This window comes from Streptomyces sp. NPDC051064 (genome assembly GCF_044455985.1).
Classification (GTDB): Bacteria; Actinomycetota; Actinomycetes; order Streptomycetales; family Streptomycetaceae; genus Streptomyces.
The window spans coordinates 368,201-382,891 of record NZ_JBITFK010000004.1; the positions used below are offsets into that span (position 1 = coordinate 368,201).

The following is a 14,691-nucleotide window of genomic DNA, read 5'->3' on the forward strand; positions in this document are numbered from 1 at the left end:
GGTGTGGGCCCGCGCGAGGATCCACACCCCACCGGTCTGTCACCCGTCGCGCGGATCCGGAACGTCCGCGTACCGCTGTACCCAGGCGTGCATCGCGATGGCGGCCGCCGCACCGGCATTGATCGACCTGGTCGAACCAAACTGCGCGATCGAGCACACCATCGAGGCGTGCTTGCGCGCCTCGTCCGTCAGCCCGGGCCCTTCCTGCCCGAACAGCAGCACGCACCGCCGCGGCAGTTCGGTCCGCTCCAGCGGCACGGCCCCGGGAAGGTTGTCGATCCCGATGATCGGCAGTCCCTCGGCCTCCGCCCAGGCCGTCAGGTCCGCCGTGTCCGGGTGGTGCCGCACATGCTGGTAGCGGTCGGTGACCATCGCACCCCGCCGGTTCCAGCGCCGCCGCCCCACGATGTGGATCTCCTTCGCGAGGAAGGCGTTGGCGGTGCGCACCACCGAGCCGATGTTGAAGTCATGGCCCCAGTTCTCCACCGCCACATGGAAGTCGTGCCGCCGCAGGTCGAGATCGGCGACGATCGCCTCCCGCGTCCAGTACCGGTAGCCGTCACCCACATTGCGCCGGTCACCGTGGGCGAGGAGTTCGGGGTCGTAGCGCTCCCCCTCGGGCCAGGGCAACGGGTGCGGACCGACCCCGATCACGGCGCCGTACCCCTCGTCGTACTGGATCGGTTCCTCGGAGGGGTCGGGCGCGGCTGCCGCCCGGGGCTCTTCTGCACTGCCGGTCTCGCTGGTCACCCGACGAGCGTATGGCCACCGCCGGCGCCGCTGCGCGCGGCCTCCTCGTCCTCCTGCCCTGCCCGCCGCTGCCCGGGGAGCCTCAGCCTCCCCGCCGTCCGTGAGAACAGGCGCTGCCGGCCGAGCGACACCCTGTGCCCCAGCCACACCAGGAAGACCGTCGGCAGGAAGACCGCGTCCGCGGCGATCATCGCCATGGAGAAGAAGGGCAGCCCCAGCAGGACCGAGATCCCCGCGTGCTCACCGATCATGAGGACCAGCAGGACGTTCTTCACCCGCCGGTTGAACAGGGTGAACGGAAAGGCGACCTGCACGATGACCGTCACATACGTCAGCACCATGACCAACAGGGCGCTGGACGCGATCAGCCCGGAGAGACCGGCCCACGGCGTGAAGTAATCCAGCTTGAGCGGATAGTAGACCGCGGTGCCGTCCTGCCAGCGGGAACCCTGGATCTTGTACCAGCCGGCGGTCGCGTAGATCAGGCACACCTCGGCCATGATCACGAGGAGTGCGGCGTTGTGCGCGAGGTTGGCCAGGACGTCGAGGAGGGCGCGCAGCTCATGGTCCGGCGCGCGACGGTTCAGGGCCCACCAGGCGCCGTTTCCCAGCCACAGCACCCACAGGAGGGACGGCAGCCACCATGTGCCGCCGAGTCCTCCCATGAGGGTCGCCGGCAGGAGGACGCAGCCGAGGGCCGCCCACAGGGCCGGCCCCGCGACATCACGCGCCGGCGGCCCGCCCTCCGCGAGACGTGAGGCGTCCCGCGACGCACGGCGCGCGTCCAGGGACCACACCCGCGCGCAGCGGGTCAGCATCAGGTAGACGGCCAGCAGATGGATGACGTTGTCGCCGCCGTCGCCCATGAAGATGCTGCGGTTCTGGAGGGAGAGCACCCCGGCCATGAACAGGACGGACATGGCGCGGGTCCGCCAGCCGGCCATCAGGAGCGCGGACGACACCAGCGTGAGTCCGTACACGGTCTCGAACCAGACCGTGGAGTCCGACCACATCAGGGCGGTGAAGGAGTCGTTGTTGGTGATGAGCCGGCGCGCCATGCCCCAGCTCCACGGACCGTCGGGCCCGTACAGCTCGTGTCGGTGGGGCAGCTCCCGCAGCAGGAACAGCAGACAGGTGGCGGAGACGCCGATCCGGACGACGGCGCTCTGGTAGGCACCCAGAGGGGTGGCCGTGACGCGCTGGACGGCGCGGGCGAGCGCAGGACCGACCGCCCCGGCGCCCGCACCGACGGGGGTGGGGGCGCTCACTGCTCCGCCTTTCCGGCCTGCGAGGCCTCATCCGCCGTGGCAGCCCCGGAGAGGTCGGACGGGGTGACGGTCCACCACGGGAGCTCCGTGTACTCCGGCCGGGTGTTGATCTTCTCGTCGCTCCACGCCGGGGCACCGACGGCACGTACGGCGGACCGCACCTGGATGCGCTCGACCGTGCCGCCGTAGCCGTGTTCGGCGAGACGCAGCATGACGATGCGGCGAATGTAGCGCTCGGACAGCTCGCCGCGCAGGCCGTTGGGGCGGTGCTCGCTGTCGTGGGACCCGGAGTAGAAGTCCCAGGCACGGCGCAGCTCGTTCTGGTCGACGTGGCTGGGGAGGAGGTTGCCGCGAATCGCCTCGCCGTCCTCACGCGAGAGATCCATCCAGCGCGTGACCTTGCTGCCGTCAGCGCCGTCGTCGGCCACCTCGGCGCGTACGTGCACGGAGATGTTCTGCTGGAGCGGGTTGGGGGCGAACAGCTTCCAGTTCTGCTCGAACTCGGGGTAGACCCAGTCGTCGACCACGTTGCCGTGCTGCTTCGTCAGCGTGTTGGACGGCGCGACATGCAGAAAGATCATGGCTATGTGTGCGCAGGCCAGCAGTCCCAGGCCGGACAGCGCCAGCGCCGCGACGACCTGGTACGGAAGCGAGAGCGCCGCCATCCCGCCGCCCGGCCGGCGTCCGGCCGGTCCGGGCCCGGGTCCTCCAGGGCCTGCCCCTGGCCCGGGTTCGGCGGCGGTGTCCGGCGACGGCGCGGCGGCAACCGGGGCCGGGTCCGGTTGGAGTGCCGCCCCGGCGTCCGGTATTCCTGCGGGTGCGGCCTCCGCCTCCTGATCCGCTGACGGGCGGTTCTTCACGCCGGGCCAGGCGAGTTTCTTCTCGTCTCCGGTGCGCCCACCGTGGTCCGCATCCATCCCGCCCCGATCACCGTCGATCACCACTCAGTTATCCACAGGGTTGACACCCTACGGGCCTGCGGCTCACCATTGAAGCCGATGAACCGAACGATCGGTCGGTAGGGAGCCCGGGATGGCGGCAGTGACTGCGGACCAGACGACGCAGGGGACAGCAGGCACGGCGGACGAGGCGGACACGGAGCGTCTGGCGGCCTTCGACGCCGCGGTGGCGGCCGACGACCGGATCGAGCCGCGGGACTGGATGCCCGATGCGTACCGGGCCTCACTGATCCGCCAGATGGCCCAGCACGCCCATTCCGAGATCATCGGCATGCAGCCCGAGGCCAACTGGATCACCCGGGCGCCCTCACTCCGCCGCAAGGCGATCCTGATGGCGAAGGTGCAGGACGAGGCCGGGCACGGCCTCTATCTGTACAGCGCGGCGGAGACCCTGGGGACCAGCCGCGAGGAGATGCTCGACAAGCTGCACGCCGGGCGGCAGCGCTATTCCTCGATCTTCAACTACCCCACGCTGACCTGGGCGGACGTCGGCGCGATCGGCTGGCTGGTGGACGGCGCCGCGATCACCAACCAGGTGCCGCTGTGCCGCTGCTCCTACGGCCCGTACGCCCGCGCGATGGTCCGGGTCTGCAAGGAGGAGTCCTTCCACCAGCGCCAGGGGTACGAACTGCTGCTCGCCCTGAGCCGCGGCACCCCCGCCCAGCACGAGATGGCCCAGGACGCGGTGAACCGCTGGTGGTGGCCTTCCCTGATGATGTTCGGTCCGCCCGACGACTCCTCGGCGCACTCGGCACAGTCGATGGCCTGGAAGATCAAACGGCACTCCAACGACGAGCTGCGCCGGCGCTTCGTCGACATCTGTGTCCCGCAGGCAGAGGCGCTGGGGCTCACCCTCCCCGACCCCGACATCCGGTGGAACGAGGAGCTGGGACAGCACGACTACGGGGCGATCGACTGGACGGAGTTCCAGGAGGTCCTCAAGGGCAACGGCCCCTGCAACGAACAACGGCTGACCCAGCGGCGCACGGCCCACGAGGAGGGCGCCTGGGTCCACGACGCGGCGGCGGCATACGCAGACAAGCACGCGGCACGGCCCGGCACAGCCGGAGCGGCCGCCCAGCCCGTGGAGGCGACCGCATGAGCAGCTCGACCGACTGGCCCCTGTGGGAGGTGTTCGTGCGCTCCCGGCGAGGGCTGTCCCACACCCACGCGGGCAGCCTCCACGCGCCGGACGCCGAGATGGCCCTGCGCAACGCCCGCGATCTGTACACCCGCCGCTCGGAAGGCGTCTCCCTCTGGGTGGTCCCCTCGACGGAGATCACCGCGTCCTCGCCGGACGAGAAGGACTCGTTCTTCGAGCCCGCCGGGGACAAGCCCTACCGCCACCCCACGTTCTACGAGATCCCGGAAGGGGTGAAGCACCTGTGAGCGCGGCTCTCGCCCTCGGCGACGACGCACTGGTGCTCTCGCACCGGCTGGGGGAGTGGGCGGGCCACGCTCCCGTGCTGGAGGAGGAGGTGGCCCTGGCCAACATCGCCCTCGATCTGCTGGGTCAGGCCAGGATGCTGCTCTCGTTCGTCGGGGACGAGGACCAGCTGGCGTATCTCCGTGAGGAGCGAGCCTTCCGCAACGTCCAGCTGGTGGAGCAGCCGAACGGCGACTTCGCCCACACCATCGCCCGCCAGCTCTACTTCTCCGTGTACCAGCACCGGCTGTACGAGGCACTGGCCGCCGGCGAGGGCGAGTTCGCGGATCTCGCGGCCAAGGTGGTCAAGGAGGTCGCCTATCACCGGGACCACGCGGAGCAGTGGGTTCTGCGGCTGGGCGACGGCACCACGGAAAGCCATGAGCGCATGCAGGTCGCGCTGGACGCCCTGTGGCGGTTCACCGGCGAGCTGTTCGAGCCGGTCGAAGGAGTCGACGTCGACTCGCAGGCCCTGCGCGACGGCTGGCTGGCCGCTGTCACCTCCGTGGTGGAGCGGGCCACCCTGACCCTTCCGGCAGGGCCGCAGTCCGGCGCCTGGGCGGCCGGAGCGGGCCGGCAGGGTCTGCACACGGAGCCCTTCGGGCGGATGCTCGCCGAGATGCAGCATCTGCACCGCAGCCACCCGGGGGCGTCATGGTGACCACCGAGACCCCGCTGGAAGCGGAGCTCCACCGGCTGGCGGGCTCCGTTCCCGATCCCGAGCTGCCGGTCCTCACGCTGGACGAGCTCGGCGTGCTCCGCGGCGTGCGGGCCGACGGACCGGACAAGGTCACCGTGCGGCTCACCCCGACGTACACCGGCTGCCCGGCCATCGAGGCCATGTCCGCCGACATCGAGCGTGTCCTGCACGACCACGGCGTCAGTGAGGTGTCCGTGGTCACGGTCCTTGCCCCTGCCTGGTCGACCGACGACATCAGCGACGAGGGGCGCCGCAAACTCGCGGAGTTCGGCATAGCGCCGCCTCGGCCGGGGAGCGGGCCCGGCGGGCCGGTTCCTCTGACGCTCTCGGTGCGCTGTCCGCACTGCGGTTCCACGGACACGGAGCTGCTGAGCCGGTTCTCCTCCACGGCCTGCAAGGCACTGCGCCGCTGTGTGACGTGCCGCGAACCGTTCGACCACTTCAAGGAGTTGTAGATGTTCCATCCGCTCCGGGTCAGCGCGATCGAACGGATCACGGACGACGCGGTGGCCGTCACCTTCGCCGTGCCGTCCGAACTGCGCGAGACCTTCCGCCATGCTCCCGGCCAGCACCTGAATGTGCGCTACCGCGTCGAGGGCGAGGAGATCCGGCGGTCGTACTCGATCTGCGCCCCGGCCACCGAGCAGCCGGGCGAACCCTTGCTGCGGGTGGGCATCCGCATGGTTGACGGAGGCGCGTTCTCGACGTACGCCCTCAAGGAGCTGGCTGTGGGGGACCGGCTGGAGGCGATGGCTCCGATGGGCCGTTTCGTCCTCGATCCGCGCCCCGGCCACTTCGCCGCGATCGTCGGCGGCAGCGGAATCACCCCGGTGCTGTCGATGGCGGCGACCCTGCTGGGACGGGAGCCCTCGGCGCGCTTCTGTCTGATCCGTAGCGACCGGACGGCTGCGTCGACGATGTTCCTGGACGAGGTGGCGGACCTCAAGGACCGCTACCCGGACCGCTTCCAGCTGGTGACCGCGCTGTCCCGGGAGGAACAGGCTGCCGGGCTCCCCTCGGGCCGGCTGGACCGCGAGCGGCTCACCGGGCTGCTGCCCGCCCTTCTGTCCGTGCCCGACGTGGACGGCTGGTTCCTGTGCGGGCCGCTCGGCCTGGTCCGGGGGGCCGAAGAAGCGCTGCGCGCACTCGGCGCCGACCGGTCACGCATCCACCAGGAGATCTTCCACGTCGCCGACGAGGGGACGGGTCTGCCAACGGCCGCCAGGGTGGCGGCGCCTTCGGAGAGCAGGCTCACGGCGACACTCGACGGGCGGTCGGGCAGCTGGCCGGTCCAGGACGGCGAATCGCTGCTGGAAACGGTTCTGCGAAGCCGCTCGGATGCTCCGTATGCCTGCAAGGGCGGAGTGTGCGGGACCTGCCGGGCCTTCCTGGTCTCGGGCGAGGTGCGGATGGACCGGAATTTCGCCCTGGAACCGGAGGAGACCGGGGCAGGCTTCGTGCTGGCCTGCCAGTCGCACCCCGTCACCCCGGAAGTCGAACTCGACTTCGACCGCTGAGACCGCCCAACCACTGATGCAGGCCAGCCACTGAGCCCGCCCCAGGAGGTCGCAAGGCCCCGCCCGAACAGTGCCCCAGCCCGCACCGGCGCCGCCGTGCGACCGCCGTGCGTACGGCGCCGCGGAAGGGGTCAGAGCACGAAGGCCGCGTTCCCGTTGTCCGTGACCATCGGGCGCCCGGCGCCGTCCCAGGCGAGCATGCCGCCGTCGATGTTCACGGCGTCGATGCCCTGTTGCACCAGATACTGGGTGACCTGGGCCGACCGGCCTCCGACACGGCACATCACATGCACACGCCGACCGTCATCGGCCGCCTCGGTCAGCTCACCGAAGCGGCCCACGAAGTCGCTCATGGGAATGTGCAGCGCACCCTCGACATGCCCGGCCGCCCACTCGTCGGCCTCCCGGACGTCCAGCACGAAGCCGTCCGACGGAACCGCCGCGACGTCCACCGAGGGCAGTGGAGCGAAATTCATGGGTATGCCTTCTCTCGTACGTACGCACCAGGGTCATCCGGAACGCTACTGCACCAGCCCTGCCAGCTCGCCCTCACGCTGGGACACCTCCGCCAGAAGCTTCTCGCCGATGTCGTCCAGCAGCCGGTCGGGGTCGTCCGGCGCCATCCGCAGCATCGAGCCGATCGCGCTCTCCTCCAGTTCCTGGGCCAGAACCGTCAGCAGCTCCTTACGGCGGCTGAGCCACTCCAGCCGTGCGTAGAGCTCCTCGCTCTCGCTGAGCCGCAGCTCCGGCGTCACAGGCCCCGCCGCCCACTCCGCGGCCAGCTCCTTCAGCAACGCCACGTCGCCGCGCCCGTAGGCCGCGTTGACCCGGGCGATGAACTCGTCCCGCCGCGCCCGCTCCGTCTCGTCCGGTGCCAGGTCCGGGTGTGCCTGACGGGCGAGCTCCCGGTAGAGCTTGCGCGCCTCCTCGCTCGGCCTGACCCGCTTCGGCGGCCGGACGGGCTGGTCGGTGAGCATGGCCGAGGCCTCGGGCGAGAGGCCATCCGAGTCCATCCAGTCGTGGAAGAGCTCCTCGACCCCGGGCATAGGCATGACGATCGCCCGTGCCTCCTGGGCCTTGCGCAGGTCCTCCGGATCGCCGGTCCTCGCGGCCCGCGCCTCCGCGATCTGCGCGTCGAGCTCGTCGAGGCGGGCGTACATCGGGCCGAGCTTCTGGTGATGCAGCCGGGAGAAGTTCTCCACCTCCACCCGGAAGGTCTCCACCGCGATCTCGAACTCGATCAGCGCCTGCTCGGCCACCCGCACAGCCTTGGCGAGCCGCTCCTCGGGTCGAGGTGCGGCTCCCTCACCCACCGCGTCACCGCCGACCTCACCGGCCGCCCCGCCTGCCGGATCACCAGCCGCGTCGCCGGAGGCGGGACCCGCCTCCGGCGCATCGTCCGGGCCCGCCCGCAGGCCGTCACCCCGCGACGCGTCCTCCGCGTGCCGCGGCACATCCCGCGCGTGCTTCGGCGCGTCCTGCCGGTCCTGGTTCTGCCGGTCTTCGTCGTTCCGGGTGGTCGGCACCCCGGCGGCTTCGTGGGTCACCCGTCCAGCGTATGGCCACGGCCCGCGCCGTGAAGACACACGGTGGCCGCAGGACCCGCTCAGACCCCGAGCTCAGCGGCTATTCGCCCGGCTCGGACAGCCCGGACGAGCTCGGCATGATCCGCCTCGGTCCGGTCCGCGTACGCCACGGCGAAATCAGCCACCGCCGCGTCCAGCTCGGCGTTCTTCCCGCAGTAACCCGCGAGCAGTCGGGGGTCGGCGCTGTGCGCATGGGCCCGGGCCAGCAGGGCGCCGGTCATCCGCCCGTAGTCGTCGACCTGGTCCGCAGCGAGCGCGGCCGGATCCACGCTCCCCTTGCGGTTCCTGAACTGGCGTACCTGATACGGCCGGCCGTCGACCTCGGCCCAGCCGAGCAGTATGTCGCTGACGACCTGCATCCGCTTCTGTCCGAGCACCACCCGGCGCCCCTCGTGCACCACGTCCGGCACGTCGAAGCCGATCCGCCCGAGATAGGGGGAGAGCGCGGACGGGCGGGCCTCCTTCACCTGCAGCACCAGCGGCTCGCCGCGGTGGTCGAGCAGCAGCACCACATACGACCGGGTCCCCACGCTTCCCGTGCCGACCACCCGGAACGCCACATCGTGGATCGCGTAACGGGCAAGCAGCGGAACCCTGTCCTCCGAGATCGTCCCGACGTAGCCCTCCAGCCCCGCCGCCACGGCCGCAGCCTCCGCGTCGGGCACACGCCGCAGCACGGGCGGTGAGTCGACGAACCGGCGAGCGCCGTCCTCGGCCTCCTCCGTGGACCTGGCGGCAAAGCGGGCACTCGTGTTGTTCCTGGCCTTCGCGGACACCCGCTCCAGCGTCCCGAGCAGGTCCCGGGCGTCGGTGTGCGAGACGAGCTCCTCGTCCGCGATGGCGTTCCACGCGTCGAGTGCGGGCAGCCCAGCCAGCAGACGCATCGTGCGGCGGTACGCGCCCACCGTGTCGTACGCACCCTGCCGGCAGGTGGCCTCGTCCGCCCCCGCCTCCCTGCCCGCGAGCACCAGCGACGTGGCGAGCCGCTTGAGATCCCACTCCCACGGCCCGAACACGGTCTCGTCGAAGTCGTTGAGATCGATGACCAGGTTGCCGCGCGCGTCGCCGTACAGCCCGAAGTTGGCCGCGTGCGCGTCACCACAGAGCTGGGCGCCGACGCCCGTGACCGGAGTACCCATCAGGTCGTGCGCCATCAGACCGGCCGAGCCGCGCAGGAACGCGAACGGCGTCGCTGCCATCCGCCCCACCCGTATGGGCGTGAGGCCGGGCACCCGGCCCTCGTTCGACTCCTCGACCGCCTGGACCGCGTCCGGCCTCCCGGCGGGCAGGTCCAGCGAACTGTGCGCGGACCGGGGCACCTGGAGCCTCAGTGCCTTACCGGCCGACTTCGGGGAAGCCGCCCCAGGTCCGGGCCGCACCCCTGCGGCCACGCGCCGAGCGAATCCGGGAACGACCGGGATACGCCCGTCCCCGGTCATCCGCTGTGCCGGCACCGTCGCCTCGACTTCGCCCATGGTGCGCCGCCTCCCCCGCCTCGTCCAGCCGTCCCGTCCGACCAACATCAACTGCGGACGACGGTACAACCGTCCGCGACAGCCGTCTGCCCCTGTGGACAACTCGGGAGCCGGCCTGTGGACAACCTCCCGCAGAGGCCGGGCCTCCGTGCCTGCGCACAGAGCCCTGGCGCCGGACCGTCACACCCCGACGGCCTCCTCCATCTCCTCCTCCGCCCCGGCCGCGGCCCGCACGGCCGCCGCCTCACGCGCCTTCTCCGCCTCCTCGCGACGCCGCTTCGCCTCGGCCAGGCCCGCCACCCCCAGAACGGCCAGACCGGCCACGAACCACAGAGCCAGCACCAGCAGGTGCCCGCCCAGGGCGTGCCCGCCGAAGTACACGTGGCTGCGCACCCCTTCGACGAATCCCGCACCGTTCCAGAAGGAGTGCAGGGCTCCGAAGAAGCCCGGCTGGACCTCCGGCCGGAAGATGCCTCCGGAACTCGTGAAGTTGAGCATGACGAAGAGCAGCATCACGCCGAGCGTCGTCCACCGCTTGAGGAAGGTGTGCAACCCCACCCCGATCAGCAGGATCCCCGCCGAATAGAGCCACGCCATCGCCCAGAGTCCGCTGAGGCCATGGTCCACCAGACCGAACACCGGCCCCGCGAACGCGGCTCCGATCAGACTCACCACGAGAGAGGTGCCGATGGCCAGCCCGGCCCTGATCCGCAGGGCCAGCACCGCCCCCGCACCGCCGATCACCGCGACCGACGCGTACGACCCGATACTGACCGCCACCAGCAGGAAGAAGACCCCCTGGCCGGTCGGATCACCATCCGCCGTGGGCGCCACGTCCGTCACCTTGAGCGGGGCACCCTGCCCGGCGGCCACCTCGGTGAAGACCTTCTGGACCACCGTCGCGCTGGTGTCCGAGGCAGCGGTGGCGACGAGGAGCTCAGGGCTGCCGCCCGGGACGTACGCGCCGTAACTCTGCTGCGTCCTCAGGTGGTTCACCGCGATGTCGCGGTCCGCTACGGTACCCACACTCAATGCACCGTCGCCCTTGTCCTGCAAGGTCTGGGCAAGCACCTGCGCGCTCGCTCCCGAGCCGACGACGTCCACCCTCAGGTCGTGCGGCTCCGGGGCGTGAAAGGCCCCCAGATAGGCAAGTCCCATACCGATGCACATCAGCAGCGGCGTAATGAGATGGCTGAGCACATGACGCAGCGCACCGGCGGTTGAGCCGGAGGCGGAGCTCGGACCTGCGGACATTCGACCACTCCTCCAATAGTTGGCTTTTACAACTACTAGTCTCGTTGTAGCATACAACTAAAGTTCGAGAAGGTGATTCACGTGGCAGACACCCCCCGGGAACGCGAGGAGTCGCTGGACGTCATCCAGCGCGAGCTGACCGCTTTCGCGCGCCGCGCACGCTCCACCGCGGCACGGCTCCACCCGGACCTGCCGCTGGTCTCGTACACGCTGCTCGCCCATATCGACGACCGGCACGGCTGCCGCGCTACCGACCTGGCGGCGCACTACATGCTGGACAAGTCGACGGTCAGCCGACAGGTGGCGGCACTGGAGAAGCTCGGCCTGGTCGAGCGCCATCCGGACCCGGACGACCAGCGCATCCAGGTACTGCACCCCACCGACGCCGGCACCCAGGCACTCGCCTCGACCCAGGCCAGTCGGCGCGCCGCCTACCGGAAACGCCTCGGCGCGTGGACATCGGACGATCTCGAACAGTTCGCGGAGTACCTGCTGCGCTACAACGCGGCGGGAGAGGACACCGCACCCCGATAGACACCCGGCCTCCGCCGCGGGACGGCCGGCGGCGGGTCAGCAGCCCCTCGGACCACCGGGGCAACAGGTCAGCAGCCCCTCGGGCCCCCGAGATAGGCGTCGGCCCACCGCCCGAGCTCCTCGAGCGCGGGCTCCATCGCGGCGCCCGCCTCCGTCAGCTGGTACGCGACCCGCAGCGGGGGCCCTTCGTCGACCTCACGCACCACGAGACCGGCCGCTCCCAGCTCGGACAGCCGGTCCGACAACATCCGCTCACTGATGCCCGGAATCGCTCGACGCAGATCCGCGAAGTGCACCGGGCGCTGCATCAGCACCGAGACGATCGGGCCCGTCCAGCGCTTCCCGAACAGCTCGAAGACGCGCGTGATACTCCCGTCCACCTGCCGACAGGCCTGCTCGCTGTGATCCGCCATGCCCCCAGCGTACTGCGCCGGAGTGCGGGGCTTATGAAAAGTAAGGGACTATGTTATTACTAGGTACGTACTGAAAAGCCGGATCGCGCTCCCCTGTCCACGCCCCTCATTCGTGGCTCGCACCGATCCGCCCACCCGACTCGCACGGAGATCCCCATGGCCACGCTTCTGCACCTCGACTCCGCCGTTTTCCCCCACGGCTCCACATCCCGTGAGGTCACCGCCGCCTTCGTCACGGCTTGGCGTGAGCAGCACCCCGACGGCGAGGTCGTCTACCGCGATCTCGCCGCCACGCCCCTGCCGCACCTGGACGCGTCGGCCGTAGCAGCCGGCGCCGAGGACCCGCTACGAGGGGAGTTGGCGGCCGAGCTGGCCGCTGCGGACGCCGTGCTCATCGGCGCGCCGATGTACAACTTCTCCATCCCGTCCACCCTCAAGGCGTGGCTCGACCAGGTGATCATCGTCGGCCACAACGCGGGGCCCGACAGTCCCGTCGCCGGCACGCCCGTCACCGTTGTGGCCAGCCGAGGCGGCTCGTACGCCCCCGGCACGCCGCGTGAGGAGTTCGAGTTCGTCCAGAACTACCTGGAGAAGGTACTGACGGGCATGCTGGGAGCCGAAGTCGATTTCATCGTCCCGGAGTTGACGCTGGCGCACTCGAAGCCCGAGATGGCCGAGCTCATCCCCCTCGCCGAGGCATCCCGCACCCGGGCGTTCTCCGACGCCGCGGAGAAGGCCAAGGCCCTCGCAGCGCGCCTCGCCGCCTGAGGCGCCCACTGACGGACGGGCCCGCACGAAAGGTCTCTTTGGTGTGGATCCGACGTTTCACGTGAAACAGGAGCCGCCCAGGGCCGTGCTTCCGAGGTGGATGCGGGCTTCATCACAGCGCCCCTCACACACCCGGCTCGGCCACCGAAGAACCCCGGACAACGAAGAACCCCCGCACCAGATCTATCCGGTGCGGGGGTTCTGTCGAACCAACCCGGCGGTCGCAAGCGACTGCCTGTTGTGCGCGAGGGGGGATTTGAACCCCCACGTCCCTAAGGACACTGGCACCTGAAGCCAGCGCGTCTGCCGTTCCGCCACTCGCGCATGAGTGGTGCTTTCAGACTCTCTCACCGAGTGGTGTGAGCGCCTGGCGACATCCGGAAGATTAGCACGCTGGACAGGGTGGATTCACATCCGTTGTTTCGCCGAACCCACGAGGGGAACCGGGAACGCGGAAAGCCTGGCCCCACTCCTCCTGAGTGCACCCGGAGTGCGGGACACTGTCAGGAGGGCACCTCTACGATCCGTGTGAGAGGTGACACTCATCCACTGTGCAGACAAGGGGAACCAGCCGATTTCCCCACGCGTGGATACGATCAGTAGGCAGTACAGGGATGACGACACCGGAGGAGGTGCCCCATGGGAGTCATGAAGCGTTTCGAGCAGCGTCTCGAAGGTCTGGTCAATGGCACCTTCGCCAAGGTCTTCAAGTCCGAGGTGCAGCCGGTCGAGATCGCGGGAGCCCTTCAGCGCGAGTGCGACAACAACGCGTCGATCTGGAACCGCGAGCGGACCGTCGTGCCGAACGACTTCATCGTCGAGCTCAGCACCCCGGACTACGAGCGCCTCAGCCCGTACTCCGGCCAGCTGGGGGACGAGCTGTCCGGCCTCGTACGTGACTACGCCAAGCAGCAGCGCTACACCTTCATGGGGCCGATCAAGGTCCACCTGGAGAAGGCGGACGACCTCGACACGGGTCTCTACCGCGTACGCAGCCGGACCCTGGCGTCGAGTTCGTCACAGCAGGGCCAGCAGGGCGGCCCCGCTCCCTACGCCCAGCCGAACCGCCCCGCCGCCCCTCAGGGGCAGGGTGGCTACGGTTACCCACCGGCTTCCGCCCCTCCCATGCCCCCGGCCCCGCCGCCGGGCGCAGGGCGCTCCGGAGGCCCTTCCAGCGACTGGCGCCCGCCGGCCGCGTCCGGCCCCATGCCGGACGCCCAGGTACGGCGCTGGATCGAGATCAACGGCACCCGCCATCAGATCTCCCGCCCGACGTTGGTGATGGGACGAAGCACCGACGCCGACGTGCGGATCGACGACCCCGGCGTATCGCGCCGGCACTGTGAGATCCGGACCGGAACGCCCTCGACGATCCAGGATCTCGGGTCTACCAACGGCATCGTGGTAGACGGGCAGCACACCACCCGCGCTACGCTCCGCGACGGCTCGCGGATCGTCGTGGGCAGCACCACCATCGTTTACCGGCAAGCCGAAGGGTGAAGCGGGGGCAATGTCAGAGCTGACCCTGACGGTCATGCGGCTAGGTTTCCTGGCTGTTCTGTGGCTATTCGTAATCGTGGCCGTCCAGGTCATTCGCAGCGACCTGTTCGGTACGCGTGTCACGCAGCGCGGCTCACGCCGCACTGCCGCTGACGCCCGTCCGCAGCAGGGACGCCAACAGCAAGCGGCTCCTCCTCAGCAGCGCCAGCAGTCCGGGCGCCAGCGCCGCGGGGCACCCACAAAGCTGGTCGTCTCCGAGGGCACGCTCACCGGCACCACCGTCGCGCTCCAGGGTCAGACCATCACCCTGGGCCGGGCGCACGATTCAACGATCGTGCTGGATGACGACTACGCGTCCAGCAGGCATGCCAGGATCTACCCGGACCGTGACGGCCAGTGGATCGTCGAGGATCTCGGGTCCACCAACGGCACCTATCTCGACCGGACCCGGCTCACCACCCCGACACCTGTTCCGCTGGGCGCGCCGATCCGCATCGGCAAGACCGTCATCGAGCTGCGGAAGTAGTACGACAATGAGCGA

17 protein-coding genes and 1 tRNA gene are annotated in these 14,691 nt (G+C 70.0%); 9 read left to right on the top strand and 9 right to left on the bottom strand.

Features of this window, described 5'->3' with window-relative positions:
* Nucleotides 1-39 precede the first annotated feature (39 nt).
* From ACIBCU_RS16610 to ACIBCU_RS16620, 3 genes are read right to left on the bottom strand one after another with little or no spacing between them, the layout of a single operon-like run.
* Nucleotides 40-750, bottom strand: a complete 711-nt coding sequence (locus ACIBCU_RS16610; protein ID WP_362927489.1) for a TrmH family RNA methyltransferase — start codon at nucleotides 748-750, stop codon at nucleotides 40-42.
* The gene (locus ACIBCU_RS16615; RefSeq protein ID WP_399232014.1) at nucleotides 747-2,018 is read right to left on the bottom strand and encodes an HTTM domain-containing protein; all 1,272 of its coding nucleotides are present in this window, start codon (nucleotides 2,016-2,018) and stop codon (nucleotides 747-749) included. Before ACIBCU_RS16615 ends, ACIBCU_RS16610 begins: the two co-directional genes overlap by 4 nt.
* Nucleotides 2,015-2,935: a DUF5819 family protein gene (locus ACIBCU_RS16620; protein ID WP_362927596.1), complete on the bottom strand. Its 921-nt coding sequence runs from the start codon at nucleotides 2,933-2,935 to the stop codon at nucleotides 2,015-2,017. The genes ACIBCU_RS16615 and ACIBCU_RS16620 overlap by 4 nt, the downstream gene beginning before the upstream one ends.
* 115 nt (nucleotides 2,936-3,050) lie before the next feature.
* Here ACIBCU_RS16620 and paaA point away from each other — a divergent pair, with 115 nt between their 5' ends.
* From paaA to ACIBCU_RS16645, 5 genes are read left to right on the top strand one after another with little or no spacing between them, the layout of a single operon-like run.
* Nucleotides 3,051-4,079, top strand: coding sequence for a 1,2-phenylacetyl-CoA epoxidase subunit PaaA (gene paaA / locus ACIBCU_RS16625; protein WP_399232017.1), 1,029 nt, complete (start codon nucleotides 3,051-3,053; stop codon nucleotides 4,077-4,079).
* Entirely contained in the window at nucleotides 4,076-4,366 is a 291-nt protein-coding gene (gene paaB, locus ACIBCU_RS16630; RefSeq protein WP_031090474.1) for a 1,2-phenylacetyl-CoA epoxidase subunit PaaB, read from the top strand. The genes paaA and paaB overlap by 4 nt, the downstream gene beginning before the upstream one ends.
* Nucleotides 4,363-5,064, top strand: coding sequence for a 1,2-phenylacetyl-CoA epoxidase subunit PaaC (gene paaC / locus ACIBCU_RS16635; protein ID WP_362927492.1), 702 nt, complete (start codon nucleotides 4,363-4,365; stop codon nucleotides 5,062-5,064). Before paaB ends, paaC begins: the two co-directional genes overlap by 4 nt.
* Complete coding sequence (paaD, locus tag ACIBCU_RS16640; protein WP_399232020.1) at nucleotides 5,058-5,558, top strand: 1,2-phenylacetyl-CoA epoxidase subunit PaaD; 501 nt, start codon at nucleotides 5,058-5,060, stop codon at nucleotides 5,556-5,558. The genes paaC and paaD overlap by 7 nt, the downstream gene beginning before the upstream one ends.
* Complete coding sequence (locus ACIBCU_RS16645; RefSeq protein ID WP_362927493.1) at nucleotides 5,559-6,620, top strand: 2Fe-2S iron-sulfur cluster-binding protein; 1,062 nt, start codon at nucleotides 5,559-5,561, stop codon at nucleotides 6,618-6,620.
* A gap of 131 nt (nucleotides 6,621-6,751) precedes the next feature.
* Here the strand turns inward: ACIBCU_RS16645 and ACIBCU_RS16650 are convergent, their stop codons facing one another.
* From ACIBCU_RS16650 to ACIBCU_RS16665, 4 genes are all read right to left on the bottom strand, one after another.
* The gene (locus ACIBCU_RS16650) at nucleotides 6,752-7,096 is read right to left on the bottom strand and encodes a rhodanese-like domain-containing protein (RefSeq protein ID WP_399232022.1); all 345 of its coding nucleotides are present in this window, start codon (nucleotides 7,094-7,096) and stop codon (nucleotides 6,752-6,754) included.
* Between the two features lie 45 nt (nucleotides 7,097-7,141).
* Nucleotides 7,142-8,167 carry a J domain-containing protein gene (locus tag ACIBCU_RS16655; protein ID WP_399232024.1) on the bottom strand — a complete coding sequence of 342 codons (1,026 nt, stop codon included), beginning with the start codon at nucleotides 8,165-8,167 and terminating at the stop codon, nucleotides 7,142-7,144.
* A 59-nt stretch (nucleotides 8,168-8,226) separates the two neighbouring features.
* Nucleotides 8,227-9,681, bottom strand: a complete 1,455-nt coding sequence (locus tag ACIBCU_RS16660) for a DUF2252 domain-containing protein (RefSeq protein WP_362927496.1) — start codon at nucleotides 9,679-9,681, stop codon at nucleotides 8,227-8,229.
* A gap of 180 nt (nucleotides 9,682-9,861) precedes the next feature.
* Complete coding sequence (locus ACIBCU_RS16665) at nucleotides 9,862-10,935, bottom strand: hypothetical protein (RefSeq protein WP_362927497.1); 1,074 nt, start codon at nucleotides 10,933-10,935, stop codon at nucleotides 9,862-9,864.
* Nucleotides 10,936-11,016: 81 nt separating this feature from the next.
* On the opposite strand from ACIBCU_RS16665, the gene ACIBCU_RS16670 reads away from it, so the two are divergent.
* On the top strand, nucleotides 11,017-11,469 hold the full coding sequence (locus ACIBCU_RS16670) for a MarR family winged helix-turn-helix transcriptional regulator (protein WP_399232026.1): 453 nt from the start codon (nucleotides 11,017-11,019) through the stop codon (nucleotides 11,467-11,469).
* Between the two features lie 68 nt (nucleotides 11,470-11,537).
* Here ACIBCU_RS16670 and ACIBCU_RS16675 read toward each other — a convergent pair whose 3' ends face one another.
* The gene (locus tag ACIBCU_RS16675; protein WP_362927499.1) at nucleotides 11,538-11,882 is read right to left on the bottom strand and encodes a helix-turn-helix domain-containing protein; all 345 of its coding nucleotides are present in this window, start codon (nucleotides 11,880-11,882) and stop codon (nucleotides 11,538-11,540) included.
* 156 nt (nucleotides 11,883-12,038) lie between these two features.
* Between ACIBCU_RS16675 and ACIBCU_RS16680 the strand changes: the two genes are divergently transcribed.
* Nucleotides 12,039-12,650, top strand: a complete 612-nt coding sequence (locus ACIBCU_RS16680; protein WP_362927500.1) for an NAD(P)H-dependent oxidoreductase — start codon at nucleotides 12,039-12,041, stop codon at nucleotides 12,648-12,650.
* Between the two features lie 241 nt (nucleotides 12,651-12,891).
* Here ACIBCU_RS16680 and ACIBCU_RS16685 read toward each other — a convergent pair.
* Nucleotides 12,892-12,974 (bottom strand) — tRNA-Leu (locus tag ACIBCU_RS16685).
* Between the two features lie 315 nt (nucleotides 12,975-13,289).
* Between ACIBCU_RS16685 and ACIBCU_RS16690 the strand changes: the two genes are divergently transcribed.
* Nucleotides 13,290-14,150 carry a DUF3662 and FHA domain-containing protein gene (locus tag ACIBCU_RS16690; RefSeq protein ID WP_362927501.1) on the top strand — a complete coding sequence of 287 codons (861 nt, stop codon included), beginning with the start codon at nucleotides 13,290-13,292 and terminating at the stop codon, nucleotides 14,148-14,150.
* A gap of 10 nt (nucleotides 14,151-14,160) precedes the next feature.
* On the top strand, nucleotides 14,161-14,676 hold the full coding sequence (locus ACIBCU_RS16695; protein ID WP_104787364.1) for an FHA domain-containing protein: 516 nt from the start codon (nucleotides 14,161-14,163) through the stop codon (nucleotides 14,674-14,676).
* The last annotated feature ends 15 nt before the right edge of the window (nucleotides 14,677-14,691 follow it).

What these genes read in the sequence shown, in the direction of transcription:
- ACIBCU_RS16620 (WP_362927596.1), bottom strand. Translation starts at nt 2,935, where the DNA reads ATGGATGCGGACCACGGTGGGCGCACCGGAGACGAGAAGAAACTCGCC.
- paaA (WP_399232017.1), top strand. Translation starts at nt 3,051, where the DNA reads ATGGCGGCAGTGACTGCGGACCAGACGACGCAGGGGACAGCAGGCACG.
- paaB (WP_031090474.1), top strand. Translation starts at nt 4,076, where the DNA reads ATGAGCAGCTCGACCGACTGGCCCCTGTGGGAGGTGTTCGTGCGCTCC.
- paaD (WP_399232020.1), top strand. Translation starts at nt 5,058, where the DNA reads ATGGTGACCACCGAGACCCCGCTGGAAGCGGAGCTCCACCGGCTGGCG.
- ACIBCU_RS16645 (WP_362927493.1), top strand. Translation starts at nt 5,559, where the DNA reads ATGTTCCATCCGCTCCGGGTCAGCGCGATCGAACGGATCACGGACGAC.
- ACIBCU_RS16650 (WP_399232022.1), bottom strand. Translation starts at nt 7,096, where the DNA reads ATGAATTTCGCTCCACTGCCCTCGGTGGACGTCGCGGCGGTTCCGTCG.
- ACIBCU_RS16660 (WP_362927496.1), bottom strand. Translation starts at nt 9,681, where the DNA reads ATGGGCGAAGTCGAGGCGACGGTGCCGGCACAGCGGATGACCGGGGAC.
- ACIBCU_RS16665 (WP_362927497.1), bottom strand. Translation starts at nt 10,935, where the DNA reads ATGTCCGCAGGTCCGAGCTCCGCCTCCGGCTCAACCGCCGGTGCGCTG.
- ACIBCU_RS16675 (WP_362927499.1), bottom strand. Translation starts at nt 11,882, where the DNA reads ATGGCGGATCACAGCGAGCAGGCCTGTCGGCAGGTGGACGGGAGTATC.
- ACIBCU_RS16680 (WP_362927500.1), top strand. Translation starts at nt 12,039, where the DNA reads ATGGCCACGCTTCTGCACCTCGACTCCGCCGTTTTCCCCCACGGCTCC.
- ACIBCU_RS16690 (WP_362927501.1), top strand. Translation starts at nt 13,290, where the DNA reads ATGGGAGTCATGAAGCGTTTCGAGCAGCGTCTCGAAGGTCTGGTCAAT.
- ACIBCU_RS16695 (WP_104787364.1), top strand. Translation starts at nt 14,161, where the DNA reads ATGTCAGAGCTGACCCTGACGGTCATGCGGCTAGGTTTCCTGGCTGTT.